Below are 25,959 nucleotides of genomic sequence, written 5' to 3' on the forward strand. Positions count from 1 at the left end.
GATGTATACAAAGATATTAGGAACAGGAAGTTACCTTCCAAAACAAATAAGAACCAATGCCGATCTTGAAAAGATGGTGGATACTAGTGACGAGTGGATAACAACTCGTACTGGTATTAAAGAGAGACGTATTGCCGCACCCGATGAAACCGTTACGAGTATGGCTTATGAAGCAGCAATTAACGCGATTGAAATGGCTGATATTGATAAACAAGAAATTGGTTTAATTATTGTTGCAACAGCCACCTCGGTTAATGCTTTTCCTAGTTCAGCTACTGAATTACAAGCTAAATTGGAACTAGGTGATGTAATTGCATTTGATGTATCGGCAGCTTGTTCAGGATTTATCTATGCGCTAGATATTGCGGATAAATATGTAAAAAGCGGTGCAATTAAATATGCTTTAGTTGTTGGCTCAGATATGTTAACTCGCGGTGTTAATCCAAATGATCGCGGCACAATTATTATTTTTGGTGATGGTGCGGGCGCGGTTGTGGTCGGTGCTTCTCAAGAACCTGGGATTATTGCTTCTCATCTTCATGCGGATGGTCGTTATGGTGAACTATTAAAATATCCCTATGTCGATCGTCGTTCATTGAATGATCCTGTCTATATGACAATGCAAGGTAATGAAGTATTCAAAATTGCGGTCAAAGAACTTTCAAATTTAGTCGATGAACTTTTGAACGAAAATGCCTTTAAGAAATCAGATTTAGATTGGTTAGTTCCTCATCAGGCTAATTTACGTATTATTTCAGCAACGGCTAAACGCCTTGATATGGATATGAGTAAGGTTATTGTGACGCTTGATAAACAAGGCAATACTTCTGCCGCGTCCGTGCCTTGTGCTTTAGATACTGGGGTACGAGATGGCCGTATTAAGCGAGGGCAATTAATTTTATTAGAAGCTTTCGGTGGTGGTTTTGTTTGGGGTTCGGCACTCGTTAAATTTTAATTTATAACTTATTTTAGGTAATCAAGGATTTCAAAAATGACCAAATTTGCAATGGTATTTCCAGGACAAGGCTCACAAGCTGTAGGTATGTTAAAAGATCTTGCGGAAAACTATCCAGTTGTTAAGTCAACTTTTGATGAAGCGTCACAAGTGTTAGGTTATGATTTATGGGCTTTAGTGCAAGAGGGGCCAGCTGAAGAACTCAATAAAACTTGGCAAACTCAACCTGCATTACTTGCTTCATCGGTAGCTATTTACCGTGTTTGGCAAAGTATTAATGGTGCTCAACCCGAATTTATGGCTGGTCACAGTTTAGGAGAATACTCAGCATTGGTATGTGCCGGCGTAATTGATTTTAAAGATGCCATTAAATTAGTTGAATTACGTGGAAAACTAATGCAAGAAGCGGTGCCAAGTGGTACTGGCGCGATGTTTGCTATTATTGGTTTAGATAACGATTCAATTCAAAAAGCATGTGAACAAGCGGCTCAAGGTCAAGTTGTTGCACCAGTTAATTTCAATTCACCTGGCCAAGTTGTTATTGCCGGTAATAAAGAAGCGGTTGAACGCGCAGGGGCGCTTTGTAAAGAGGCTGGTGCTAAACGTGCATTACCGCTTGCAGTTAGTGTACCTTCTCATTGTGCCTTAATGAAACCTGCTGCTGATAAATTAGCGATAACTTTAAATGATATTACATTTAATACTCCTAAATTTGCGGTAATTAATAATGTCGATGTTAAAGTTGAAACATCAGCAGAAAAAATTAAAGCCGCATTAATAGCTCAGCTATATAGTCCTGTTCGTTGGACTGAGAGCGTTGAAGAAATGGCAAAACAAGGAGTAACACAGTTAGTGGAAATGGGACCAGGTAAAGTATTAACTGGTTTAACTAAACGAATTGTTGATTCATTATCAGCTTGCGCTGTTAATGATAAAGCGTCATTAGATGTTGCGATCGAAAATACTAAATAAATGATAAAAGGGGTAGTTATGAACCTATCAGGAAAAATTGCTTTAGTCACAGGCGCCAGCCGTGGAATTGGTAAAGCAATTGCAGAAAAATTAGTTGCTTGTGGTGCTACCGTAATTGGAACTGCAACAACAGAAAAAGGTGCACAAGCCATAAGTGATTATTTAGGCTCTAACGGTAAAGGTTTAGCGCTAAATGTGACCGACGAAGCATCGATTGAATCAACCATTAATGCCATTAAAACGGAATTTGGCGATATCGATATTCTAGTTAATAATGCCGGTATTACCCGTGATAATTTATTAATGCGAATGAAAGAAGATGAATGGCAAGATATTTTAGATACTAATTTAACATCGGTATTTCGTTTATCAAAAGCATTAATGCGTACTATGATGAAAAAACGTTATGGTAGAATTATTACTATAGGATCTGTTGTTGGCACTATGGGCAATGCTGGCCAAGCTAACTATGCGGCAGCAAAAGCTGGATTGATTGGATTTAGTAAATCACTAGCACGTGAAGTTGCATCTCGAGGTATTACGGTAAATGTAGTCGCGCCAGGATTCATTGCAACTGATATGACAGAAGCATTAACTGATGAACAAAAAGCGTTAACATTAGCGCAAGTACCAGCAGGGCGTTTAGGTGAACCAGCTGAAATTGCTAATGCAGTTGCGTTCTTAGCTTCTGATGAGGCATCTTACATCACTGGTGAAACTTTGCATGTCAATGGTGGCATGTATATGGTGTAATTCATCAGAATAGTGTAAAATGAACCAATAATTTACTTTTTGAACAAAAATTAAGCAATTGGGTTGAAAAATGATTGGCATCTTTTTCAACATTTTATAAACTTACATTCACCGCCACTTTCGGCGATATTTATAGGAAAAAAAAGAGTATGAGCACTATTGAAGAGCGAGTTAAGAAAATTATTGTTGAGCAACTTGGTGTGAAAGAGGACGAAGTTAAAAATGAATCTTCTTTCGTTGAAGATCTTGGCGCTGACTCTCTTGATACAGTTGAATTAGTTATGGCTTTAGAAGAAGAATTTGATACTGAAATTCCTGATGAAGAAGCTGAAAAAATTACAACTGTACAATCAGCAATTGATTACATTACTGCAAATCAATAAGGTTGGCAGAGTTTTCATAATAGGCGGTCAAATGATCGCCTAGTTTGTATTTATGTCACTATTTTTCAAAAAAGAATTTGGCATAAGTTAATTCTGAAAACTGATAATAAAAATTTCAATGATTCAAATTTCATTTCAATCCTTTTCTGGAGGACAATGTGTCTAAACGCAGAGTTGTTGTTACTGGAATGGGCATGATATCTCCAGTAGGTAATACAGTTGATTCTACTTGGCAAGCTTTATTAGCAGGTCAAAGTGGAGTAGAACTTATAGAACACTTTGATACAGCCCCTTTTGCAACGCGCTTCGCAGCGATGGTTAAAGACTTTAATGGCGAAGATTATAATATTTCACGTAAAGATGCACGTAAAATGGATTATTTTATCCAATATGGTATTGCTGCAGGTATGCAGGCAATGCAAGACGCGGGCATTGAAATTACAGAAGAAAACGCAGAACGCATCGGTTGTGCTATCGGTTCAGGTATTGGTGGACTAGGATTGATTGAAGAAAATCATAGTGCATTAGTTAATGGTGGACCGCGTAAAATTAGTCCATTTTTTGTACCTTCAACTATAGTTAATATGATTGCAGGTCATTTATCCATTATTTATGGATTAAAAGGTCCAAGTATTACTATTGCTACTGCTTGCTCTTCTGGAGTACATAATATTGGCCATGCAGCTCGTATGATTGCTTATGGTGATGCTGATGCGATGTTAGCTGGAGGCGGTGAAAAAGCGAGTACTCCTCTTGGTATAGGCGGTTTTGGTGCCGCTAGAGCATTATCAACGAATAATGATAATCCAAAAGCAGCAAGTCGCCCATGGGATAAAGACCGAGATGGTTTTGTACTGGGTGATGGGGCTGGTATCATGTTCTTAGAAGAATATGAACATGCTAAAAAGCGTGGTGCTAAAATTTATGCTGAAGTAGTTGGCTTTGGTATGAGTGGTGATGCTTATCATATGACTTCACCTCCAGCTGATGGTAGCGGAGCTGCATTAGCCATGAAATGTGCAATTCGTGATGCAGGTATAACACCTGAACAAATTGGTTATATTAATGCTCATGGTACATCAACTCCTGCTGGTGACAAAGCTGAAACTGAGGCAGTTAAAAGTATTTTCCAAGAAAACGCTAATAAAGTAATGGTAAGTTCAACTAAATCCATGATTGGCCATTTACTAGGTGCTGCTGGTGCTGTTGAATCTATCTTTACGGTGCTTGCCCTACGTGATCAGGCTGTGCCACCAACGATTAATCTAGATAATCCTGATGAAGGATGTGATCTTGATTATGTTCCACATACAGCTCGTCAAGTGAAAAACTTAGAATATGCTCTTTGTAATTCATTTGGTTTTGGTGGTACCAACGGTTCAGTTTTATTCAAGAAGATCTAATCTCCTTTCTTCCCATCATGATTAAGTGATGGGAATCATCTGTTTTAATCTTTTGACAATACTTTTCATAATAAAAAATGTGGCATATACCTCATTTTTAAAAATATTTAGTAGCTTATTCATAATAAAAGCGTATGTTTGAACGTAACCACATGGATAAAAAATATTTTTCTGAATAATGGTAATAAGATTTATCTATGCAAGATTTTTTTAATTTTTAGGAGTTGTTATTATGATTACTACTGCACTTTTCCCTAATCGTTACATTCAAGGTTTTAATGCCATTGAAAATAGTTTAGGTGAAGAATTAGCAAGGTTAGGTAAAAAAGCGTTATTATTGGAAAGCCCATCAGCCAACAAAAATTTATCTAAAACTATCGAAAAATCACTATCCGGTAAGATTGAAAGTGTTGTTGATATTTTTAACCGAGAGTGTAGTGACGAAGAGATTACAAGAATTATTGAGTTAGCCAAAGCTCAAAATATTGATGTGATTGTTGGTATAGGCGGCGGTAAGGTTATTGATACCGCGAAAGCGGTTGCCGCGACTATTCATTATCCTTGTGTTGTTGTGCCAACACTAGCCTCAACCGATGCGCCTTGTAGTGCTTTATCAGTAATTTATACCGCAACAGGTGAATTTAAACGCTATTTTGTATTACCAAGAAATCCTGATGTCGTTTTAGTTGATTCAAAAGTTATTGCTAATGCGCCTGCAAGATTTTTAGTTGCAGGTATGGGTGATGCTTTAGCAACTTGGTTTGAAGCCGAAGATTGTCGACAATCAAAAGCCGGAAACATGACCGGACGACCAGGCCCAATCACCGCCTTTGCCCTAGCAAAATTTTGTTTTGAAATTTTGTTAAAATATGGTGTTCAGGCTAAAAATGCTTGTGACCAAAAAGTAGTAACCCCTGCACTGGAACATGTGATTGAAGCCAATACACTACTTTCTGGATTAGGATTTGAAAGTGGCGGGCTTTCAGCTGCTCATGCCATTCATAATGGATTTACCGCATTAGAAGCGACACATCAGTATTGGCATGGTGAAAAAGTGGCGTTTGGTACCCTAGCTATGTTAATGTTAATTGATAGTGAGCCACAGATGATAGAGACAGTTTATCATTTTTGTCAGTCCGTAGGGTTGCCAACTACGCTAGCAGAAATTGGCTTAGCTAATGTTAGCGATGATGATTTAATGCAAGTGGCAACTTTAGCTTGTGCGCAAGGTGAATCAATTCATAATTCTCCAGCTGAAATTTCTCCAGAAACAGTATTCGCAGCAATAAAAGCAGCTAATGCTGAAGGTTTACGCCGCAAATAATTTTTAGCATTGATCCAGATAAATTTGCTTAACTTCCGTTATTTTTTTAACGGAAGTTTTACTAGTTGCTTAATTGGCTGATTTTGCGATAAATAAAGACAATAAGAATATTCATCTAGTTTATGCTATAATTGTAGCTAATTTTTTGTGTAATCATTTTGGTAAATATGACCGAACCTAAGTTTATTCATCTTCATTTGCATAGCGATTTTTCAATGGTTGACGGCATCGCTAAAGTCGGTGCCTTAGTCAATGAAATAAGCAAATTGCAAATGCCTGCTTTTGCGATTACTGATTTTACCAATCTTTGCGGACTCGTTAAGTTCTATGGTTCTGCCATGGGAAAAGGCATAAAACCCATTATTGGTGCTGACTTAGCAGTTAAAAGTCCACAATTAAATGATGATATTTATCGATTAACGATATTAGCAGCTAATAATACTGGCTATCAAAATCTTACAATGCTAATTTCAAAAGCTTATCAGCGAGGTTATATTGGTGATATGCCAGTTGTTGATCAAGAATGGTTAACTCATCATCGAGATGGATTAATCATATTAGCTGGTCGGGAAAGTGATATTGGTATTGGTGTTATTCGTGATAATCAAGCGATTATTGATGAGGCGGTCAATTATTATTTAGATCATTTTGGCCAACATTTCTATTTTGAATTAGTTCGTACCAATCGCGCTAATGAAGAGTTATTTATTCATAGTGCTATTAAATTAGCTGAACAATATTCCTTACCCGTTGTGGCAACTAATGATGTTCGTTTCTTGACTCCTTCTGATTTTGAAGCGCATGAAATTCGCGTCGCGATTCATGATGGTAATACACTTGACGATCCAAATAGACCGAAAAATTACTCATCTGAGCAATATTTGCGTTCAGAACAAGAGATGTGTAAATTGTTTTCCGACATTCCTGAAGCATTGGAAAATAGTGTTGAAATAGCTAAACGATGTAATGTAACTATTCGTCTCGGTGAATACTTTTTACCGCAATTTCCTACCGGTGATATGTCGACCGAAGATTTTTTGGTACACAAATCGCGTCAAGGTCTAGAAGAACGATTAGCTTTTCTTTTTCCTGATCCAGAAGTGCGAAAGCAGCGACGTCCTGAATATGATGAACGATTGGAAACAGAATTAAACGTAATTAATCAAATGGGTTTCCCTGGTTACTTTCTGATCGTCATGGAGTTTATTCAATGGTCAAAAGATAATGATATTCCTGTTGGACCAGGACGCGGATCAGGAGCGGGTTCTTTAGTTGCTTATGCTTTAAAGATCACTGATTTAGACCCATTAGCATTTGATCTACTTTTCGAACGTTTTTTGAATCCTGAACGGGTTTCAATGCCGGATTTTGATGTCGACTTTTGTATGGAAAAGCGTGATATGGTTATTGATCACGTTGCTGATATGTATGGTCGTGATGCGGTATCGCAAATTATTACTTTTGGTACAATGGCGGCTAAAGCTGTTATTCGAGATGTAGGGCGAGTTTTAGGTCATCCTTATGGATTTGTCGATCGAATATCAAAATTAATTCCACCTGATCCGGGTATGACATTAGCTAAGGCATTTGAGATTGAACCGCAACTTCAAGAACTTTATGATAACAACGAAGAAATTAAATCGCTTATTGATATTGCCAGACAGTTGGAAGGGGTAACTCGAAATGCCGGTAAACATGCTGGTGGCGTAGTAATATCTCCGACGAAGATCACTGATTTTTCACCTATTTATTGCGATGCTGAGGGGCATCATCCGGTAACGCAATTTGATAAGAATGATGTTGAATATGCAGGACTGGTTAAATTTGACTTCTTAGGGTTACGTACCTTAACCATTATTGATTGGGCGATTAAAATGATTAATGAGCGCCGGTTGAAAGATGGTAAATCACCAGTAGATATTACACGTATTCCTCTTGATGATGAAGAATCATTCCAACTATTATTAAAAGCCGAAACAACAGCGGTCTTTCAATTGGAATCGCGTGGTATGAAAGATTTGATCAGGCGGTTAAAGCCAGACTGCTTTGAAGATATGATCGCGTTAGTGGCGTTATTTAGACCGGGCCCGTTACAATCAGGTATGGTAGATAACTTTATAGACCGTAAACATGGACGGGAGGAAGTATCATATCCAGATATTAATCATCAACATGAATCCCTTAAACCGATTTTAGAACCAACCTATGGCATAATTTTATATCAAGAACAGGTTATGCAAATTGCCCAGACGTTATCTGGCTATACCCTTGGTGGTGCGGATTTGCTTCGCCGAGCGATGGGTAAGAAAAAACCCGAAGAGATGGCTAAACAGCGCTCGGTCTTCAAAGAAGGAGCGGAAAAACAAGGTGTTGATGGTGAACTATCCATGCACATCTTCGATCTGGTTGAAAAGTTTGCTGGCTATGGTTTTAATAAATCTCACTCGGCAGCTTATGCACTGGTTTCATATCAAACATTATGGTTAAAAACCCATTATCCAGCTGAATTCATGGCGGCAGTGATGACTGCCGATATGGATAATACCGATAAAATTGTCGGGCTTGTTGACGAATGTTTAAGAATGGGATTGCAAGTAAATCCGCCTGACATTAACAGTGGCCTTTACCATTTCCATGTGAATGATAAAGGGGAAATTGTTTATGGTATTGGTGCTATAAAAGGTGTTGGTGAGGGGCCGATAGAAGCAATTGTAGAGGCGCGTAATAGCGGCGGATATTTTAAAAATATCTTTGAGCTTTGTGCTCGAACTGATATGAAAAAAATTAACCGACGTGTCTTAGAGAAATTAACTATGGCAGGGGCTTTTGATAAATTAGGCCCACATAGAGCAGCTATTTTACATAGTATTAATGATGCGATGCAGGCAGCAGATCAATATGCTAGAGCGCAAAACATTGGGCAAGAAGATATGTTTGGTGTATTAGCCGAAGAGCCCGAACAAGTTGAAAATGCGTATGCTGCTGTTCCTGAATTACCGGAACAAGTTTTACTAGATGGTGAACGTGAAGCCTTAGGTTTATATTTAACTGGTCATCCAGTTACCCAATATTTAAAAGAACTTAATCGATATTCTGGTGGTGTGCGAATAAGTGAAGCAGCCCCGACTGGATGGGGAAAAACAGCAACTTTTGCTGGTATTGTGGTTGATACAAGAGTTCGAATTACTAAAAAGGGTAATAAAATAGGTTTACTTACTTTAGATGATAGATCTGGACGTATCGATGGTTTGCTTTTTTCTGATGCGTTAGAGAAGTTTGGTCATTTATTGGTAAAAGATAAAATTTTAATTGTTTCAGGTCAAGTAAGCCATGACGATTTTAATGGTGGATTTAAGTTGTCCGTTCGTGATATCGTCGACTTAAAAGATGCTAGAGCTAAATATGTTAAGGGATTAGCTATTACCTTAACGGATGTTGAAGTTAATCGAGCTAATTTACAACGATTACAACAAATTATAGAACCCTATCGACATGGTAGTGTACCGATTAATCTCTATTATCATCGAGAAGATTCTGTGGTACGCCTGCAATTTGGCACAACTTGGCGAATTGTACCGGAAGATGCACTAATAATTGAGTTGAAAACCTTATTAGGCAATGATCGTGTTGATTTTGAGTTTGATTAATTAAAACGGATTTTTTTTATGGTTACAGTTAATATGTCTTAAACTAACTGTACTATTGGGAATGTTGTTGTTCATTAATAATAAATATTGGTGACTTCAATAACGATTACATAGTAAAATTGACTTAATACTATTTTAATAAATAGTCAGTATACTAAATTTAGTAATGTATTTTAGCAAAATACAAATAATACAAGAGGCAATCATAAGCGTTATGAATAATTTTTTGGAATTTGAAAAGCCGATAGCGGAATTAGAAGCAAAAATTAATTCCTTAAAGAATATTGATTCGCAACAAGTTGAATTAGATATCAATTTAGATAAAGAAATTAAACAATTGAATCAAAAAAGTCGTGAATTGACTAAAAAAATATTTTCAAATTTATCACCTTGGGATGTTGCTCAATTAGCTAGACACCCAAATCGACCTTATACATTAGACTATATTAATGAAATTTTTACCGATTTTGACGAGTTGGCAGGTGATCGCGCTTACGCAGATGATAAAGCAATTGTTGGTGGGATAGCGCGCATTGATGAACGCCCTGTTATGGTTATTGGTCATCAAAAAGGTCGCGAGACTAAACAAAAAATTTATCGAAATTTCGGGATGCCTGCACCTGAAGGTTATCGTAAAGCTCTAAGATTAATGCAAATGGCTGAGCGTTTTAAATTGCCAATTATTACATTTATTGATACTCCGGGTGCTTATCCTGGTATTGGTGCAGAGGAAAGAGGCCAAGCTGAAGCTATTGCTCGTAATTTACGCGAAATGTCACGCTTAAATGTTCCAACAATTTGCACAGTTATTGGTGAAGGTGGTTCCGGTGGTGCTCTGGCAATAGGGGTGGCGGATAAAGTTAATATGCTGCAGTATAGTACTTATTCTGTTATATCTCCTGAAGGTTGTGCATCTATTCTTTGGAAGAGTGCAGATAAAGCACCGGTAGCCGCTGAAGCAATGAATATGACAGCAGATAAATTGATAAAACTAAAACTCATTGATGCGATTATACCGGAACCTCTAGGTGGTGCACATCGTGATTATACGGCGGTTGCCGCTTCACTTAAAAAGCAATTATTATCTGATCTTGACGAATTAGAAAGTTTGGAATTATCGGTACTGCTTGAAAGACGCTTCCAGCGCCTTATGAATTATGGTTATGTACGCTAATATGGAATGTAAAAATGGATAAGCCTAAGGGATTAAAACGCATAATTAATGCATTTAAATATTCATTAAAGGGATTTAAATCAGCAATAAAATATGAAACAGCATTCCGTCAGGAATTGATTATGTTAGTAATTGCTTATGTTATAGTTATGCTGATCGATTTTTCAATCTATGAACGGATTTTATTGTTAGGTTCAATCGGTGTGGTAATGATTGTTGAGCTGCTCAATAGTGCTATTGAATGTGTGGTAGATCGCATTGGTAGCGAAAGGCATGAATTATCAGGTCGAGCAAAAGATTATGGATCGGCAGCCGTTTGTCTTTCATTGCTTTTAACTGCGACGTTATGGATATATCTCTTTGCTTGTCACTTCTTTCCGTAATCTAGAATCTAGTTTTTGCTAAATTATCAATAAAAAATGCGAGAATTTCTCGCATTTCTTTATTTTAAAAACAGTTTAAATCATTCCGGCACTAACTCTTTGATAAGATAATTTCCGGTTTTTTCAGTATCAAGAATGTTTTTTAACCAAGGCATAATAGTTTGCATCTGTTCTTGTAGCTTCCAAGGCGGATTGATCACAATCATCCCTGAAGCTGTCATACCTTTCTGGTTATTATCCTGTTTAACCGAAAATTCAAATTGTGAAATTCTTTTAATACCTGAATTTACAATTTGATCTATCATCTTTTGAGTTTGCGTTCGCGAAACAACTGGATACCAAATTAAATAAACTCCGGTAGCGAAACGTTTATATGCTTCAACTAACGCTTTCGGAATTTTGTGGTAATCATCTTTTATCTCATATGATGGATCTATCAAAATAATACCACGTCGAGACTCTGGCGGTAATTTTGATTTTAATTGAGCAAACCCATCTTCTCTTAATACCTTAGCTCGCTTATCTTTACTAAATTCCTGTCTTAATAAAGGATAGTCTGTTGGATGAAGCTCGGTAAGATTAAGTTTGTCCTGTTCTCTTAATAGTTGTTTAGCAATTAAAGGTGAGCCAAGATAATATTTCAAGTTATCATAAGGATTATAACGCTTCAAAACCGATAAATAAGTATTAAGTAATTCTGGCGTATCAGACTGTTGCCATATTAGATTGATTCCAGATAAAAACTCTCCCGTTTTTTCAGCATGCTCACTTTGTAGTAAATAACGTCCAGCGCCAGAATGGGTATCTAAATATAAAAAAGGTTTTTCTTTTTCTTTCAATGCATTAATACATAAAGTTAATACAATATGTTTTAATACATCTGCGTGATTTCCCGCGTGGTAGCTATGGCGATAGCTTAACATATTTTATTTAACCTCTTTTGTTCATTTTTTTGCATATAAAATGTTGTTAATGCAAGGCTTAAAAGACAAGGTATCTCCATCAACTCTTCAATAAGATCTTTACGCTCGGGATCTAAAACTAACCATTGGTAACCTAAACGACGGTGTTCAGCCATGTCGGCAATACCTAAAAAAAGAAAGGCAAAAAACAGATGCCAGACAGGAATTGTTTCATATTTATATCGACGAGCTATTTCTCGGCGAATGGTTGGTAAAAATATAGTTAATATGGGTATTGCCATGATAATGCTAGCAATGATTTTGTAATAAAAACGTGGCACGTCAGGGAAAAAATCTCGCCCCCAACTGATTCCTCGACCAAAAAGCATAAACCACCAAAAAATTGTCCAAATCCAAAATTTATAGAGGTTTGCATGATTTTTGACATTCTTCGCATAATAGTATGTGTAACAACACATAAATAATAAGAACAGTGATTGAAAGTGTTCAACTAAGCTAACTGTTAATTTTCCATATAATGGAATGTAAAAGTTACCAAAGATATAGAGACAAAGGCTTAAAATTACAATGAAAATCGAGCTTTTGTAAAAATGAGTATCGAAATTAGGCATGATTTATTTCAAAATTAAATACAATTTTTAAGTTTGAGTATAGTACCGCATTTACGACATTGATAACTAGTTTTATTCTTTCTAATTTTGTTATGTCGTATTGGTGATAAATAATGTTCTTGGCAATTGCAAATATAAACATATTCGTTACGTTTAATCTGAAAATTATGAGTAACCTTCGGTTCTTTCTTCATTATTTCAGACATGACATATTGCCATTCTTTACCGTGTGGTTTAACTTTGCCAAAGTTTTGATAAGTAATGAGATGGGCCAATTCGTGGGGTACTACTTCAGCAATAAATTTTTCGCCATTTTCACAAAGCATTATGCTATTAAGTTGAATTTCCCAACGAGTCAAAAATGCGCAGCCTGCAACACTACCTTTAGGTTTATAACTAACTTTAGGTTCTTTATAATGAGAATTTAATATATTGTTGGCTTGGGTTAAGTGAGTTCTTAAGCAAGCCAACACCTGATTATGGAGATAAATCGGTATTCGTTTATAATCCTGCTGCATCTCTAAGAATTGCTGCTTTATCCGTTTTTTCCCATGGGAATATATCTCGGCCAAAATGACCGTAGGTAGCCGTTTTTTGATAAATTGGTTGAATAAGATCAAGCATTTGAATTAATCCGTAAGGTCTTAAATCAAAAAATTCTTTGATTAGAGAGATGATTTTATCCTGGGCAATTTTTTCAGTGCCAAAAGTATTAACATAGATTGATGTAGGATCAGCAACACCAATCGCATAGGAAATTTGTAATTCACATTTATCAGCTAATCCGGCTGCGACAATATTTTTAGCAACATATCTTGCTGCGTAAGCCGCTGAACGGTCTACTTTTGAAGGATCTTTACCAGAAAATGCGCCACCACCATGACGAGCTGCACCACCATAGGTATCTACAATAATTTTTCTCCCGGTTAAACCACAATCTCCCATAGGCCCACCAATTACAAAACGTCCAGTAGGGTTGATAAAGTACTTGGTTCTTGACGTTAACCACTCTTTTGGTAAAGTTGGCTTGATGATCTCTTCCATAACAGCTTCATGTAAAGCTTTTTGTTCAATGCATTCTGAATGTTGCGTGGATAAAACCACAGTATCAACACCTTGTATTTTTCCATTTTGGTAAATCAAAGTGACTTGGCTCTTCGCATCAGGTCTTAACCAAGGAAGTGTGCCATTTTTTCTCACTTCAGCTTGACGACGCATAAGATCATGAGCATAACTAATTGCCGCTGGCATTAAATTAGGCATTTCATTGGTTGCATAACCAAACATGATACCTTGGTCACCCGCCCCTTGTTCTAAAGGATTTTGTCGATCAACACCTTGATTAATATCAGGTGATTGTTTACCAATAGCATTGAGAACTGCGCAAGAATTAGCATCAAATCCCATTTCAGAACTGGTATAACCAATATCATTAATGGTTTTTCTGGTTAATTCTTCAATATCTACCCACGCAGAAGTCGTAATTTCTCCACCAACTAATGCCATACCTGTTTTTACGTAAGTTTCACAAGCTACGCGGGCTTTAGGATCTTGTTCTAAGATAGCATCTAAAACTGCATCAGATATTTGATCGGCTATTTTATCAGGATGTCCCTCTGATACAGATTCTGAAGTAAATAAAAATTCTGACATGTTTTACCTTCTTTAACTTATATAGTTAGTGTTATGCTCTAAATATAATTATGTATAATACTTAAGTTTAGCAGTTTTACCATCTAGACGTCCATTTTAATGATTTATTCCATGAAAAGCCAGTAATACCTCAAACAAAATTGCTTGCATAAAATTTTAATCAATTTAGGATATGGCTCGTTTAATTTTTTAACTCTCGTTAACTACATATGAATATTGTAAAAAAATCTCCAACAGTATTAGTTTTTGATTCTGGTATCGGTGGATTATCTATTTATAATGAGATCCACAATAAAATACCTCATTTACATTATATCTATGCTTTTGATAATGAAATGTTTCCTTATGGCGATAAATCATCTGAGTTTCTAATTAAAAGAGTAAGCCAGATAATAGATACAATCATCAAAACCTATTCAATTGATTTAGTCGTGATTGCATGTAATACCGCAAGTACTATTTGTTTACCCAGTTTACGTTCAAAGTTTTCTTTTCCTATTGTTGGAGTAGTGCCTGCAATTAAACCTGCTAGTAAAATTACTAAAAATAAATGTATAGGGTTATTAGCAACCAAAGCAACAATACAAAGGACATATACCAGTAATTTAATTCAGGAGTTTGCTCCAGATTGTGATGTTAAATTGCTTGGTTTATCTGAATTAGCTCATATAGCAGAAAATAAATTACAAGGTATTGCTGTTGATATGCAGCAACTTGAAACACTATTGCAGCCATGGCTTAAGTTATCTGTCATTCCAGATACAATTGTACTTGGTTGTACTCATTATCCATTTATTGAGGAGGAGCTTAAAATGCTTTTTCCTCATACAACTTTTATAGATTCAGGAAACGCAATAGCTGCTCGAGTTACTTCATTACTTAATGAACGATTTGATCTGAATAATTTAGAACAGTCATCTTCAAAAGATAATATTGTCTTAAGTACACAATGCAACCAACATGTCGAAAAACTGATGAAAAAATTATCCGAATATAATCTTGATAAATATCATTGTATTAGCTTTTTCACTGGTTAAAGCTTACTCGAACGATTAATTAATTGTAGTTTTTCACTTGCCAAAAAAAATGAAGCGCCTATAATGCGCATCCACTGACACGGCGTCAGCGATAAGCAGACAAAACTAGTGTTAGTGAGCAAGGTCAAAAATTTTAAAAAAAGATCTTGACGAATGAAAAAGTGTAGCGTAGTATACGCAGCCCTTGAGACAGCAAACTAAAACAAGAAATTGTGAAGTTAATTAATAAGCTGTCAGCTCTTTAAAAAGAAGAAACAGACAATCTGTGTGGGCACTTACGAGACGAAAAATTAAAAGTCTACGGACTAAAAAAATTAAGTCTTGATAAGTGACACTGAAGATTCATTTGAATATGTCAGAGACAGTTATTGAGCATCAAACTTTAAATTGAAGAGTTTGATCATGGCTCAGATTGAACGCTGGCGGCAGGCTTAACACATGCAAGTCGAACGGTAACATGAGTGCTTGCACTTGATGACGAGTGGCGGACGGGTGAGTAAAGTATGGGGATCTGCCGAATGGAGGGGGACAACAGTTGGAAACGACTGCTAATACCGCATGATGTTGAGAAACCAAAGCATGGGACCTTCGGGCCATGCGCCATTTGATGAACCCATATGGGATTAGCTAGTTGGTAGGGTAAAGGCTTACCAAGGCGACGATCTCTAGCTGGTCTGAGAGGATGACCAGCCACACTGGAACTGAGACACGGTCCAGACTCCTACGGGAGGCAGCAGTGGGGAATATTGCACAATGGGGGAAACCCTGATGCAGCCATGCCGCGTGTATGAAGAAGGCCTTCGGGTTGTAAAGTACTTTCGGTAATGAGGAAGGTGGTGTATCTAATAGGTGCATCAATTGACGTTAATTACAGAAGAAGCACCGGCTAACTCCGTGCCAGCAGCCGCGGTAATACGGAGGGTGCGAGCGTTAATCGGAATGACTGGGCGTAAAGGGCATGTAGGCGGATAATTAAGTTAGGTGTGAAAGCCCTGGGCTCAACCTAGGAATTGCACTTAAAACTGGTTAACTAGAGTATTGTAGAGGAAGGTAGAATTCCACGTGTAGCGGTGAAATGCGTAGAGATGTGGAGGAATACCGGTGGCGAAGGCGGCCTTCTGGACAGATACTGACGCTGAGATGCGAAAGCGTGGGGAGCAAACAGGATTAGATACCCTGGTAGTCCACGCTGTAAACGATGTCGATTTGGAGTTTGTTGCCCTGAGTGATGGGCTCCGAAGCTAACGCGATAAATCGACCGCCTGGGGAGTACGGCCGCAAGGTTAAAACTCAAATGAATTGACGGGGGCCCGCACAAGCGGTGGAGCATGTGGTTTAATTCGATGCAACGCGAAGAACCTTACCTGGTCTTGACATCCACAGAATCTTGCAGAGATGCGAGAGTGCCTTCGGGAACTGTGAGACAGGTGCTGCATGGCTGTCGTCAGCTCGTGTTGTGAAATGTTGGGTTAAGTCCCGCAACGAGCGCAACCCTTATCCTTTGTTGCCAGCGATTTGGTCGGGAACTCAAAGGAGACTGCCGTTGATAAAGCGGAGGAAGGTGGGGACGACGTCAAGTCATCATGGCCCTTACGACCAGGGCTACACACGTGCTACAATGGCGTATACAAAGGGAGGCGACCTCGCGAGAGCAAGCGGACCTCACAAAGTACGTCTAAGTCCGGATTGGAGTCTGCAACTCGACTCCATGAAGTCGGAATCGCTAGTAATCGTGAATCAGAATGTCACGGTGAATACGTTCCCGGGCCTTGTACACACCGCCCGTCACACCATGGGAGTGGGTTGCACCAGAAGTAGATAGCTTAACCGCAAGGAGGGCGTTTACCACGGTGTGGTCCATGACTGGGGTGAAGTCGTAACAAGGTAACCGTAGGGGAACCTGCGGTTGGATCACCTCCTTACGAAGAGCTCGTAAGTGTTCACACAGATTGTTTGTTTATCGAAAAATAGTTAAGTCCCCTTCGTCTAGAGGCCTAGGACATCGCCCTTTCACGGCGGTAACAGGGGTTCGAATCCCCTAGGGGACGCCATAAAATGTGATGAAGCTATTTTTCAAAAAAAATTATGTTTGTATTTATTTGATATTCGAATGAATAGAAAGATAAAGCTCTTTAACAATTAGGAACAAGCTGAAAGAAACGAGTTCTCGTTTTTATGGCAAATTGATATATGAAAATATATTAGTTTGAGATAAGAAAGAGAAGAAAGCGTAATTAAAACCAAGACAACTGTGAGTTGTAAGGTTAAGAAATTAAGCGTACACGGTGGATGCCTAGGCAATCAGAGGCGATGAAGGACGTGTTAATCTGCGAAAAGCAACGGTAAGTCGATAAAAGGCGCTATAACCGTTGATGTCCGAATGGGGAAACCCAGTGCAGGCGACTGCACTATCATCTGATGAATACATAGTCAGATGAGGCGAACCGGGAGAACTGAAACATCTAAGTACCCCGAGGAAAAGAAATCAACCGAGATTCCCTAAGTAGCGGCGAGCGAAAGGGGAGGAGCCCAAGCGGGTAGCATATTGTGTTAGTGGAAGCGTCTGGAAAGTCGCACGATAGAGGGTGAAAGTCCCGTACACGAAGATACATTATGTGGAAGCTTATAGAGTAGGGCGGGACACGTGATATCCTGTCTGAAGATGGGGGGACCATCCTCCAAGGCTAAATACTCCTGATTGACCGATAGTGAACCAGTACCGTGAGGGAAAGGCGAAAAGAACCCCGGGAGGGGAGTGAAATAGACCCTGAAACCGTGTACGTACAATCAGTGGGAGCTGTTACCATTAGGTAATAGTGACTGCGTACCTTTTGTATAATGGGTCAGCGACTTATATTCTGTAGCAAGGTTAACCGAATAGGGGAGCCGAAGGGAAACCGAGTATTAACTGTGCGTTAAGTTGCAGGGTATAGACCCGAAACCCGGTGATCTAGCCATGGGCAGGTTGAAGGTTGGTTAACACTAACTGGAGGACCGAACCGACTAATGTTGAAAAATTAGCGGATGACCTGTGGCTGGGGGTGAAAGGCCAATCAAACCGGGAGATAGCTGGTTCTCCCCGAAAGCTATTTAGGTAGCGCCTCATGAGTAACTGTTGGGGGTAGAGCACTGTTTCGGCTAGGGGGCCATCCCGGCTTACCAACCCGATGCAAACTCCGAATACTGACAAGTTTAATCATGGGAGACACACGGCGGGTGCTAACGTTCGTCGTGAAGAGGGAAACAACCCAGACCGCCAGCTAAGGTCCCCAAGTCATAGTTAAGTGGGAAACGAAGTGGGAAGGCTTAGACAGCTAGGATGTTGGCTTAGAAGCAGCCATCATTTAAAGAAAGCGTAATAGCTCACTAGTCGAGTCGGCCTGCGCGGAAGATGTAACGGGGCTAAAACTATGCACCGAAGCTGCGGCAGCGCACGAAAGTGTGTTGGGTAGGGGAGCGTTCTGTAAGCCGTTGAAGGTGCATTGTGAGGTGTGCTGGAGGTATCAGAAGTGCGAATGCTGACATAAGTAACGATAAAGCGGGTGAAAAGCCCGCTCGCCGGAAGACCAAGGGTTCCTGTCCAACGTTAATCGGGGCAGGGTGAGTCGACCCCTAAGGAGAGGCCGAAGGGCGTATCTGATGGGAAACGGGTTAATATTCCCGTACTGGCTATAACTGCGATGGGGGGACGAAGAAGGCTAGGTTTACCACCTATTGGATGGTGGGTTAAACGTGTAGGGGTGTGATTAGGCAAATCCGGTCACTAAGACTCTGAGGCGTGACGACGAGGCACTAAGGTGCTGAAGTAATTGATGCCCTGCTTCCAGGAAAATCCTCTAAGCTTCAGGTTATAGTTAATCGTACCCGAAACCGACACAGGTGGTCAGGTAGAGAATACTAAGGCGCTTGAGAGAACTCGGGTGAAGGAACTAGGCAAAATGGTGCCGTAACTTCGGGAGAAGGCACGCTGATGGTAATTGAAGTCCCACGCGGATGGAGGTGAAATCAGTCGAAGATACCAGCTGGCTGCAACTGTTTAATAAAAACACAGCACTGTGCAAACACGAAAGTGGACGTATACGGTGTGACGCCTGCCCGGTGCTGGAAGGTTAATTGATGGGGTTATGCGTAAGCAGAAGCTCTTGATCGAAGCCCCAGTAAACGGCGGCCGTAACTATAACGGTCCTAAGGTAGCGAAATTCCTTGTCGGGTAAGTTCCGACCTGCACGAATGGCGTAATGATGGCCAGGCTGTCTCCACCCGAGACTCAGTGAAATTGAACTTGCCGTGAAGATGCGGTGTACCCGTGGCAAGACGGAAAGACCCCGTGAACCTTTACTATAGCTTGACAGTGAACATTGAGCCTTAATGTGTAGGATAGGTGGGAGACTAAGAAGTGTGTACGCCAGTATGCATGGAGTCAACCTTGAAATACCACCCTTTAATGTTTGATGTTCTAACCTATACTTCTGAATCGAGGTAAGGGACACTGTCTGGTGGGTAGTTTGACTGGGGCGGTCTCCTCCCAAAGAGTAACGGAGGAGCACGAAGGTTAGCTAATCCTGGTCGGACATCAGGAGGTTAGTGCAATGGCAAAAGCTAGCTTGACTGCGAGAGTGACGGCTCGAGCAGGTACGAAAGTAGGTCATAGTGATCCGGTGGTTCTGAATGGAAGGGCCATCGCTCAACGGATAAAAGGTACTCCGGGGATAACAGGCTGATACCGCCCAAGAGTTCATATCGACGGCGGTGTTTGGCACCTCGATGTCGGCTCATCACATCCTGGGGCTGAAGTAGGTCCCAAGGGTACGGCTGTTCGCCGTTTAAAGTGGTACGCGAGCTGGGTTTAGAACGTCGTGAGACAGTTCGGTCCCTATCTGCCATGGGCGTAGGAAAATTGAGAGGGTTTGCTTCTAGTACGAGAGGACCGAAGTGAACGCACCGCTGGTGTTCGGGTTGTGATGCCAATTGCATTGCCCGGTAGCTACGTGCGGAATAGATAAGTGCTGAAAGCATCTAAGTACGAAACTAGCCTCGAGATGAGTTTTCCCTGATGAGAATCAGTAAGGTCCGTTTGAGACTAAGACGTAGATAGGTCAGGTGTGTAAGTGTAGTGATACATTGAGCTAACTGATACTAATGAACCGAGAGTCTTAACCTTACAACTCGGAGTTGTTTTGGATACGCGAAGATAAAGATTGATTATGAGATAATCAAACAGTTTGTTCCGGATTGAGGGATTGTTGTGGATATGAGATAATGCGCAGCAATTGAGATAAGAGAAGACAGAATATGTCTGGCGGTAATAGCGCGGTGGTCCCACCTGACCCCATGCCGAACTCAGAAGTGAAACGCCGTAGTGCCGATGGTAGTGTGGGTATTACCCATGTGAGAGTAGGGTGCCGCCAGACTTTTAAATATACGAGCCCAGCAGCAATGTTGGGCTTTTTTGCATTCTAGGATTAGTAAAAGCATATTCATGAACAATCTATTATTCAGATCCATTTGTCTAGGGAGCAAACAGTGGATAGCTTAAACTTCTTATATCAATTTTTTGGATCAGATTTTATTGAAAAATACACAACAGTTCCGCAACTAATTGGTATATTAGGTTATCTTGTCGGTGTTAGTGCCTTTTTACAACGTAATGATAATGCTTTCCGTTGGCAATTAACTATTGTTAACATCATTATGACGCTGCATTTTTATTTATTAGGTCCTGAATCTTATCCTGCCGCTATACTTAATATTGTTAATATTTTTAGGAATGTGACTTCTACCTATACTAAAAATTATTTAGCAATGTTGTTCTTTATTGCGTTAATGTGGCTATTTTATTTTTTCACGACGCCTGATTGGAAGCAATTCATCCATTATTTCTCGGTTATTGGTACTACATTAGTCACTATTGCACTATTTCGCTTTGAACAGCAGAAGATGCGATTACTTATTTTGTTAAGTAGTGCTTTATGGATCATTTATAGTTTATGGATTGGCTCTTTAGGTAGCCTAGCGATAGAAGTTACATTTGCGATAATTAATATTATTACCATTATTAAATTATCTAAAAAACCACCTTTATAATATTAGATTTACCGATTAATCTCATTTTGCTATTTATTTATTGTTGCATGTATGAAACAATTCAACTATATAAAAAAATAAATTTTTGAGGTAGTCAGTGATCGATAATGATGGCTACCGTCCAAATGTAGGAATCGTTATTTGTAACAGGTGTGGTCAAGTGCTTTGGGCTCGGCGTTATGGGCAGAACTCTTGGCAATTTCCTCAGGGCGGAATAAAATTAAATGAAACGCCAGAACAGGCAATGTTTCGTGAACTTAATGAAGAAGTGGGGTTACAACCCAAAGATGTAAAAATTTTGTCGGTTACCAATGGTTGGTTACGATATAAACTACCGAAACGAATGATTCGATGGGATAATCAACCAGTATGTATCGGTCAAAAACAAAAATGGTTTTTAATTGAGTTAATTTCAGATACCTCAGTAATAAACCTAAATATGTCACCGACTCCAGAATTTGATGATTGGAAATGGGTAAGTTATTGGTATCCTATAAGGCAGGTTATTGCTTTTAAGCGTGATGTTTATCGCAAAGCAATGAAAGAGTTTTCTTTGCCTGTATTTACTATACAATCTGAAATTGAAGAGCCTGTTACAAATCTTTTTAAGAAAAAACGGTCTAACTTTTTTGCTCACAAACGAAAAAATAAACAGCGTGTTAAAAAATGAATCAATTTTTACAATTTCCTAATTTCGACCCAATTGCTTTCTCAATCGGCCCGGTTTCCTTGCATTGGTATGGTGCAATGTATTTATTTGGCGTACTAGGTGCTTTATACTTAGCTAAGCGTCGTGCGAATAAGCCGAATAGTAATTGGACATCACAACAAGTTGAAAACCTATTATTTTGGGGGTTTTTAGGACTCTTTATCGGCGCACGACTGGGGTATATATTATTTTATAACTTTGACGCATTTATTGATGATCCGGCTATTTTATTCAAAGTTTGGGAAGGCGGTATGTCTTTTCATGGTGGTTTAATTGGTGCGATTTGCGTGATTGCTATATTTGCTAAAAAGACCAAAAAAACATTTATGCAAGTGGGTGATTTTGTGGCGCCATTAGTTCCTATTGGCCTAATGTTTGGTCGATTTGGTAATTTCATTAATGGTGAACTCTGGGGGCGAGTAACTAACTCTTCAATCGGTATGTTATTCCCAACTTCAAGCCATGCTGATTTTATGTTTGTGCAATCGCATCCGGAATGGTTTTCATTGTATAGCCAACTTAATGGCATTTTACCAAGGCATCCTTCACAACTCTATGAAATGGTATTTGAAGGCATCGTATTATTTATTATATTAAATCTTTTTATTCGTAAACCTCGTCCAACCGGCTCGGTGTCCGGGCTATTTTTAGTTTGCTATGGAATATTTAGATTTATTATAGAGTTCTTTAGACAACCAGATGAACAGTTAGGTTTATTTCTGAATTTTATTAGTATGGGGCAAATCCTTTGCCTACCAATGATTATTGGTGGTGTCTTAATGCTTTTATATGCATATAGATTTAACAATAAGGCTATTTGAAAATGAAACAATATTTAGCACTAATGCAAAAAATTTTAGATGAAGGAACACCTAAATCAGATCGCACAGGGACGGGTACTTTGTCAATTTTTGGTCATCAAATGCGGTTTAACTTGCAAGATGGTTTTCCATTAGTGACAACAAAAAAATGCCATATACGTTCAATCATCTATGAATTGCTTTGGTTTCTTAAAGGTGATACCAACATTAATTATTTAAAAGATAATAAAGTAACCATATGGAATGAATGGGCTGATGAAAACGGTGATCTTGGCCCGGTCTATGGTAAGCAATGGCGTGCTTGGGGGGCCGCTGATGGTCGCCAAATAGATCAAATCTCTCAATTAATTGCACAAATTAAAAATGATCCTGACTCTAGACGAATGATAGTTTCGGCATGGAATGTTGGTGAACTAGATCAGATGGCATTGGCGCCATGCCACGCTTTTTTTCAGTTTTATGTTGCTCAAGGTAAGCTTTCTTGTCAACTTTACCAACGATCATGTGATGTCTTTTTAGGGGTACCGTTTAACATTGCCAGTTATTCACTACTGGTCCATATGATTGCTCAGCAGTGTGATTTACAAGTAGGGGATTTTGTTTGGACTGGCGGCGACACACATCTTTATGCTAATCATATGGAACAGACACATTTACAATTAAGTCGTGATCCGCGGCCATTACCTAAATTGGTCATAAAACGGAAGCCGCCGACGATTTTTGATTATGAATTTGAAGATTTTGAAATTGTTGGTTATGACCCTTATCCTGCTATTAAGGCACCGGTAGCAATTTAAAATTTAATGAATAGTCTTTATAAGCATGTTATTTTTACTTTAACAATGAGTAAAAATTAAAGAGTAGGGATTAGTTAATTAATCCCTAATCCTTATTCCCTATTCTTTTTTGAACTAACATTATTTTAAAAATTTAGTGGCTAAAAGATTTTCTATCATGCTTAATTAGTTTATTTTTCTGCCGCTTAACTCAAGATTGGTATATAATAATCAACTTCATTTAAATCGTTATTTAATCTTAATATGAACCATAATCAAGAAATTCATCCTAATTTTACAAAACGACTATTGCATCCTCGTTACTGGTTAACATGGTTTGCTATTAGTATTTTATATCTCATCGTTTTGTTACCTTATCCAATGATTTATCAATTAGGAAAAGGTTTGGGATTACTTTCGATGAGATTAATTGGTAAGCGTAAGGAAACCGCGCGACAAAACCTAAAATTATGCTTTCCGGAGAAAACCGATCAAGAACGCGATAAAATTTTACGAGATAATTTTATTTCGACCGGGCTGGCAATTTTTGAAACGGGTATGGCTTGGTTTTGGTCAGACAAAAGACTAGCTAAACACTCTTCAATTGTAGGGGATTCACATATCACCCAGATACAACAATCAGGACAGGGTGTTTTATTAATTGGAATTCATTTTTTAACCTTAGAGTTAGGTGCGCGTATTTTAGGTATGAGCCATCCTGGTGTTGGCGTTTACCGACCAAACGATAATCCAGTTATGGATTATGTGCAGTTAAAAGGACGTTTAAAATCAAATAAATATATGTTAGATCGCTATAATACCAAAGGCATGATCAGAGCTTTAAAAAATGGTGAATTACTATGGTATGCACCTGACCACGATTATGGTCCTAAAAATAGTGTATTTGCACCACTTTTTGCGGTAGAAAAAGCCGCAACCACAATTGGAACACGAATTTTGGTTAAATTAGGTCAACCGGCAATTATACCTTTCACACCAAAACGTGAGAAAAATGGTCATTACACTGTTTATGTCACCCCTGAGCTTAAAGGTTATCCTATTGATGATGATGTGCAAGCCGCTACGTTTATGAACAAAGCTATCGAACAAGAAATTTTGCAAGCGCCAGAACAATACATGTGGTTGCATCGACGATTCAAAACTCGACCTAAAGGTGAAGCGCCTTTGTATACAGATAAAGTTCAATCAGATTAATATGATAATTTTTGTCTTAATTGGGAAAAACGAAAAAATACGATATGCAAAAACTAAATAAAATAATTTTGTATTGCCGGCCGGGATTCGAAAAAGAGTGTGCCGCAGAAATAACGGATAGAGCAACACAAAAAGAGATATTTGGATTTGCCAAAGTCAAAGAAAACAGCGGTTATGTGATATTTGAATGCTATCAAGATGGTGACGCGCAATTATTGATTAAAGAAATTCCTTTTCGAACGCTTATTTTTGCCAGACAAATGTTTGTTGCAGGGGAATTATTAGTTGATTTACCAACCGAAGACCGTATTACACCAATAATTGATGCTTTATCGGGTATTGTTGACAAAGCTGGTGATTTGCGAGTAGAAGTAGCTGATACCAATGAAGGTAAACAATTAGCGGGATTTTGTCGAAAATTTACTGTTCCTCTTCGTCAAGCTTTACGCAATAAACGTATCCTGTTAAAAGTTCAAAATGCCTCAAGACCAGTAATTCATCTTTTATTTATTAGCAATAATAGTTGTTATGTAGGATATTCCTTAAGTCAAAATAATTCGCCTTTTTATATGGGAATACCGAGATTAAAATTTCCTGCTGATGCGCCAAGCCGTTCAACGTTAAAATTAGAAGAAGCTTTTCATATTTTTATTCCCTATGAGGAATGGGATGAACGATTAAAAGGTGGTTTAAACGCTGTTGATTTGGGCGCGTGTCCAGGAGGATGGACTTATCAATTAGTCAAAAGAAGCATGATGGTATATGCTATAGATAATGGTCCGATGAATGAAAAACTAATGGAAACTGGGCAAGTTAAACATTTTCGTGAAGATGGCTTCAAATTTATACCTAAAAAGCATAATATTTATTGGCTGGTATGTGATATGGTTGAAAAACCAGCTAAAGTAACAGAATTAATGGCCAATTGGCTGATTAATGGTTGGTGCCGAGAGACAATTTTTAATCTCAAGTTACCAATGAAGAAACGTTATGAAGAAGTAAAGCAAAATTTACAATTATTAATAGAAGAACTAAAAAAGAATCAAATTAATGTACAAATTCAGGCGAAACAGCTTTATCACGATCGTGAAGAAGTGACTGTTCACGTTCAACGAATTTGGGGATGAAAATTTATA

General features: G+C 38.6%; 20 protein-coding genes, 1 tRNA gene and 3 rRNA genes. 20 read left to right on the top strand and 4 right to left on the bottom strand.

The window, feature by feature from the left end; genetic code table 11:
* Position 1 precedes the first annotated feature (1 nt).
* From AC5LXV_RS03800 to AC5LXV_RS03840, 9 genes are all read left to right on the top strand, one after another.
* Positions 2–955 (top strand): beta-ketoacyl-ACP synthase III, encoded by a 954-nt coding sequence (locus AC5LXV_RS03800; protein WP_110424289.1) that lies wholly within the window; start codon positions 2–4, stop codon positions 953–955.
* Between the two features lie 36 nt (positions 956–991).
* On the top strand, positions 992–1,927 hold the full coding sequence (fabD, locus tag AC5LXV_RS03805; RefSeq protein ID WP_493467416.1) for an ACP S-malonyltransferase: 936 nt from the start codon (positions 992–994) through the stop codon (positions 1,925–1,927).
* A gap of 18 nt (positions 1,928–1,945) precedes the next feature.
* Entirely contained in the window at positions 1,946–2,680 is a 735-nt protein-coding gene (gene fabG, locus AC5LXV_RS03810) for a 3-oxoacyl-ACP reductase FabG (protein ID WP_110424287.1), read from the top strand.
* A 149-nt stretch (positions 2,681–2,829) separates the two neighbouring features.
* Complete coding sequence (gene acpP / locus AC5LXV_RS03815) at positions 2,830–3,063, top strand: acyl carrier protein (RefSeq protein WP_025316503.1); 234 nt, start codon at positions 2,830–2,832, stop codon at positions 3,061–3,063.
* A 158-nt stretch (positions 3,064–3,221) separates the two neighbouring features.
* Entirely contained in the window at positions 3,222–4,466 is a 1,245-nt protein-coding gene (gene fabF / locus AC5LXV_RS03820) for a beta-ketoacyl-ACP synthase II (protein ID WP_493467417.1), read from the top strand.
* Between the two features lie 232 nt (positions 4,467–4,698).
* Positions 4,699–5,790: a glycerol dehydrogenase gene (locus AC5LXV_RS03825; RefSeq protein ID WP_110434529.1), complete on the top strand. Its 1,092-nt coding sequence runs from the start codon at positions 4,699–4,701 to the stop codon at positions 5,788–5,790.
* Positions 5,791–5,957: 167 nt separating this feature from the next.
* Positions 5,958–9,437 carry a DNA polymerase III subunit alpha gene (dnaE, locus tag AC5LXV_RS03830; RefSeq protein ID WP_493467418.1) on the top strand — a complete coding sequence of 1,160 codons (3,480 nt, stop codon included), beginning with the start codon at positions 5,958–5,960 and terminating at the stop codon, positions 9,435–9,437.
* A gap of 214 nt (positions 9,438–9,651) precedes the next feature.
* Positions 9,652–10,611, top strand: coding sequence for an acetyl-CoA carboxylase carboxyl transferase subunit alpha (accA, locus tag AC5LXV_RS03835; RefSeq protein ID WP_219999818.1), 960 nt, complete (start codon positions 9,652–9,654; stop codon positions 10,609–10,611).
* A 14-nt stretch (positions 10,612–10,625) separates the two neighbouring features.
* Entirely contained in the window at positions 10,626–10,994 is a 369-nt protein-coding gene (locus AC5LXV_RS03840; protein WP_110434526.1) for a diacylglycerol kinase, read from the top strand.
* A gap of 80 nt (positions 10,995–11,074) precedes the next feature.
* Here the strand turns inward: AC5LXV_RS03840 and AC5LXV_RS03845 are convergent, their stop codons facing one another.
* From AC5LXV_RS03845 to metK, 4 genes are all read right to left on the bottom strand, one after another.
* Entirely contained in the window at positions 11,075–11,917 is an 843-nt protein-coding gene (locus AC5LXV_RS03845) for a 23S rRNA (adenine(2030)-N(6))-methyltransferase RlmJ (RefSeq protein WP_493467419.1), read from the bottom strand.
* Positions 11,911–12,285 carry a hypothetical protein gene (locus AC5LXV_RS03850; protein WP_493467420.1) on the bottom strand — a complete coding sequence of 125 codons (375 nt, stop codon included), beginning with the start codon at positions 12,283–12,285 and terminating at the stop codon, positions 11,911–11,913. The genes AC5LXV_RS03845 and AC5LXV_RS03850 overlap by 7 nt, the downstream gene beginning before the upstream one ends.
* Before the next feature lie 257 nt (positions 12,286–12,542).
* The gene (locus tag AC5LXV_RS03855) at positions 12,543–13,046 is read right to left on the bottom strand and encodes a SprT family zinc-dependent metalloprotease (protein ID WP_110434523.1); all 504 of its coding nucleotides are present in this window, start codon (positions 13,044–13,046) and stop codon (positions 12,543–12,545) included.
* Positions 13,030–14,181 (bottom strand): methionine adenosyltransferase, encoded by a 1,152-nt coding sequence (gene metK, locus AC5LXV_RS03860; protein WP_493467421.1) that lies wholly within the window; start codon positions 14,179–14,181, stop codon positions 13,030–13,032. Before metK ends, AC5LXV_RS03855 begins: the two co-directional genes overlap by 17 nt.
* A 209-nt stretch (positions 14,182–14,390) precedes the next feature.
* Between metK and murI the strand changes: the two genes are divergently transcribed.
* The 11 genes from murI (at position 14,391) to rlmM (ending at position 25,950) form a co-directional block, all read left to right on the top strand.
* Positions 14,391–15,218 carry a glutamate racemase gene (murI, locus tag AC5LXV_RS03865; RefSeq protein ID WP_493467422.1) on the top strand — a complete coding sequence of 276 codons (828 nt, stop codon included), beginning with the start codon at positions 14,391–14,393 and terminating at the stop codon, positions 15,216–15,218.
* A gap of 384 nt (positions 15,219–15,602) precedes the next feature.
* Positions 15,603–17,140, top strand: a 16S ribosomal RNA gene (locus AC5LXV_RS03870).
* 53 nt (positions 17,141–17,193) lie between these two features.
* Positions 17,194–17,269, top strand: a tRNA-Glu gene (locus tag AC5LXV_RS03875).
* 211 nt (positions 17,270–17,480) lie between these two features.
* Positions 17,481–20,379 (top strand): 23S ribosomal RNA (locus tag AC5LXV_RS03880).
* A gap of 134 nt (positions 20,380–20,513) precedes the next feature.
* Positions 20,514–20,629: ribosomal RNA gene (gene rrf / locus AC5LXV_RS03885) — 5S ribosomal RNA — on the top strand.
* The 16S, 23S and 5S rRNA genes sit together here with 1 tRNA gene alongside, the layout of an rRNA operon.
* Positions 20,630–20,741: 112 nt before the next feature.
* On the top strand, positions 20,742–21,302 hold the full coding sequence (locus AC5LXV_RS03890; protein ID WP_493467423.1) for a YgjV family protein: 561 nt from the start codon (positions 20,742–20,744) through the stop codon (positions 21,300–21,302).
* Between the two features lie 97 nt (positions 21,303–21,399).
* On the top strand, positions 21,400–21,972 hold the full coding sequence (gene rppH, locus AC5LXV_RS03895; protein ID WP_110434631.1) for an RNA pyrophosphohydrolase: 573 nt from the start codon (positions 21,400–21,402) through the stop codon (positions 21,970–21,972).
* Entirely contained in the window at positions 21,969–22,832 is an 864-nt protein-coding gene (lgt, locus tag AC5LXV_RS03900; protein WP_110434632.1) for a prolipoprotein diacylglyceryl transferase, read from the top strand. Before rppH ends, lgt begins: the two co-directional genes overlap by 4 nt.
* 2 nt (positions 22,833–22,834) lie before the next feature.
* The gene (thyA, locus tag AC5LXV_RS03905) at positions 22,835–23,629 is read left to right on the top strand and encodes a thymidylate synthase (protein ID WP_110434633.1); all 795 of its coding nucleotides are present in this window, start codon (positions 22,835–22,837) and stop codon (positions 23,627–23,629) included.
* 243 nt (positions 23,630–23,872) lie between these two features.
* Positions 23,873–24,823, top strand: a complete 951-nt coding sequence (gene lpxL / locus AC5LXV_RS03910; RefSeq protein ID WP_110434634.1) for an LpxL/LpxP family Kdo(2)-lipid IV(A) lauroyl/palmitoleoyl acyltransferase — start codon at positions 23,873–23,875, stop codon at positions 24,821–24,823.
* Positions 24,824–24,867: 44 nt separating this feature from the next.
* Positions 24,868–25,950 carry a 23S rRNA (cytidine(2498)-2'-O)-methyltransferase RlmM gene (gene rlmM, locus AC5LXV_RS03915; RefSeq protein ID WP_493445808.1) on the top strand — a complete coding sequence of 361 codons (1,083 nt, stop codon included), beginning with the start codon at positions 24,868–24,870 and terminating at the stop codon, positions 25,948–25,950.
* Positions 25,951–25,959: the final 9 nt, after the last annotated feature.

The sequence above is a fragment of the Gilliamella sp. LMG 34359 genome (assembly GCF_984569085.1).

Excerpts from the sequence above, each read along its gene's own strand:
- acpP (WP_025316503.1), top strand. The coding sequence starts at position 2,830 with ATGAGCACTATTGAAGAGCGAGTTAAGAAAATTATTGTTGAGCAACTT.
- AC5LXV_RS03855 (WP_110434523.1), bottom strand. The coding sequence starts at position 13,046 with ATGCAGCAGGATTATAAACGAATACCGATTTATCTCCATAATCAGGTG.
- metK (WP_493467421.1), bottom strand. The coding sequence starts at position 14,181 with ATGTCAGAATTTTTATTTACTTCAGAATCTGTATCAGAGGGACATCCT.
- AC5LXV_RS03800 (WP_110424289.1), top strand. The coding sequence starts at position 2 with ATGTATACAAAGATATTAGGAACAGGAAGTTACCTTCCAAAACAAATA.
- lgt (WP_110434632.1), top strand. The coding sequence starts at position 21,969 with ATGAATCAATTTTTACAATTTCCTAATTTCGACCCAATTGCTTTCTCA.
- AC5LXV_RS03825 (WP_110434529.1), top strand. The coding sequence starts at position 4,699 with ATGATTACTACTGCACTTTTCCCTAATCGTTACATTCAAGGTTTTAAT.
- AC5LXV_RS03840 (WP_110434526.1), top strand. The coding sequence starts at position 10,626 with ATGGATAAGCCTAAGGGATTAAAACGCATAATTAATGCATTTAAATAT.
- fabG (WP_110424287.1), top strand. The coding sequence starts at position 1,946 with ATGAACCTATCAGGAAAAATTGCTTTAGTCACAGGCGCCAGCCGTGGA.
- fabD (WP_493467416.1), top strand. The coding sequence starts at position 992 with ATGACCAAATTTGCAATGGTATTTCCAGGACAAGGCTCACAAGCTGTA.
- thyA (WP_110434633.1), top strand. The coding sequence starts at position 22,835 with ATGAAACAATATTTAGCACTAATGCAAAAAATTTTAGATGAAGGAACA.
- accA (WP_219999818.1), top strand. The coding sequence starts at position 9,652 with ATGAATAATTTTTTGGAATTTGAAAAGCCGATAGCGGAATTAGAAGCA.
- AC5LXV_RS03845 (WP_493467419.1), bottom strand. The coding sequence starts at position 11,917 with ATGTTAAGCTATCGCCATAGCTACCACGCGGGAAATCACGCAGATGTA.
- lpxL (WP_110434634.1), top strand. The coding sequence starts at position 23,873 with ATGAACCATAATCAAGAAATTCATCCTAATTTTACAAAACGACTATTG.
- rlmM (WP_493445808.1), top strand. The coding sequence starts at position 24,868 with ATGCAAAAACTAAATAAAATAATTTTGTATTGCCGGCCGGGATTCGAA.
- AC5LXV_RS03850 (WP_493467420.1), bottom strand. The coding sequence starts at position 12,285 with ATGCTTTTTGGTCGAGGAATCAGTTGGGGGCGAGATTTTTTCCCTGAC.
- dnaE (WP_493467418.1), top strand. The coding sequence starts at position 5,958 with ATGACCGAACCTAAGTTTATTCATCTTCATTTGCATAGCGATTTTTCA.
- murI (WP_493467422.1), top strand. The coding sequence starts at position 14,391 with ATGAATATTGTAAAAAAATCTCCAACAGTATTAGTTTTTGATTCTGGT.